The organism is Oleiphilus sp. HI0066, from assembly GCF_001635725.1.
In genome coordinates this window covers 1-1,083 of sequence record NZ_LWFH01000343.1, presented here as the reverse complement: position 1 = coordinate 1,083, position 1,083 = coordinate 1, and the positions used below count along the sequence as shown (strand labels likewise).

The window sequence follows — 1,083 nt, the reverse complement described above, 5'->3', positions numbered from 1 at the left end:
GTTTAAGAACAGTGTGTATCCCATATAAATGTTCGTATCATTTAGCGAAAGCTGGCGTTCGAGTTAAAAGTTCAGCCGCGCTAATTTTAAGCTTCGTTATTCTTAGGTTGTCGTTAATTGAGCAGCACAAGACCGCCTAAGGAGGAATTCAATTAAGTATGAATATCTTGATATTCTAGGTCCGCTATTTAAAGACGACCTGACGTAAGCTCAGACTGCAAACATACTGATGCGACTTCCGCTTTTGTCTAGCAAGTAGCATTCACAAGTAGAGATTTCTAAGCATTACAACTCGATCTTTTTGGTCAACATCTAAGCCGAAACCAATAGTTTCCAGTCATCTTATGTTCGGTTGAAAANGGCAATCTAAAGCGACCTCGTTCAATCACTCAGTGATTCAGGCAGACTTCTTGGCTAGGACTTTATTCGGCTAACCATTGAAGTACTTGCTCGTGTATTTCAGGACGGTATAACAAGTCAAAGTGATTCATGGCGTATGTAATCGATTGATTCTCTCTAGCAATGTTTAATGACATTTCCTGTTTCGTGTGCTCACCCAGAGCGCTCGAAACAGGTACTAGTCCGTCACCTAGCAGTTTGTCTTGGAGATCTCCTCGATCAAGGCCAATCGTGCTTGCAGCGGCATAACACTTTACGTCCCTCGGTAAGGGAATGATATGTTCTGGCCCTTGACGGCGTTTAAATCGATCAAAGCACTGCCAGTCCTCATCCACGATAATGCCATAACGCAAGTCAGTGATACCCGAACTTCGAGCCATCCCCAAGCGCGCCAATGCAGCCGAATAGGGAATGACACTCCAGAGTGTTTCGAGCCAATTGCTTTTGCGTTCTAGAGGCGCACCATGATGAGGTGTACCCAAGAAAACAACCTTACACATCTTCGAAATCCATTTACTTTGAGCACCGTAATGGCATGCACTGCGTGCCACAAGACCACCCATGCTATGCGTTACCAAACTAATTTCCTCAACATCTACAGGCCAATTTTCTAGCAGTTTCTCTAAACACTGCGCTAGCTCCCGACCGTTTTGCGATATGTGTTTGCCACTGTTGTAGCGCAAA

Annotated in this window: 1 pseudogene; it reads right to left on the bottom strand. The window is 44.5% G+C overall.

Going from position 1 to position 1,083, the window contains the following annotated elements:
* Positions 1-422: 422 nt before the first annotated feature.
* Positions 423-1,083 (bottom strand): annotated as a pseudogene (locus A3738_RS04930) (GPI inositol-deacylase); the annotation flags it as partial.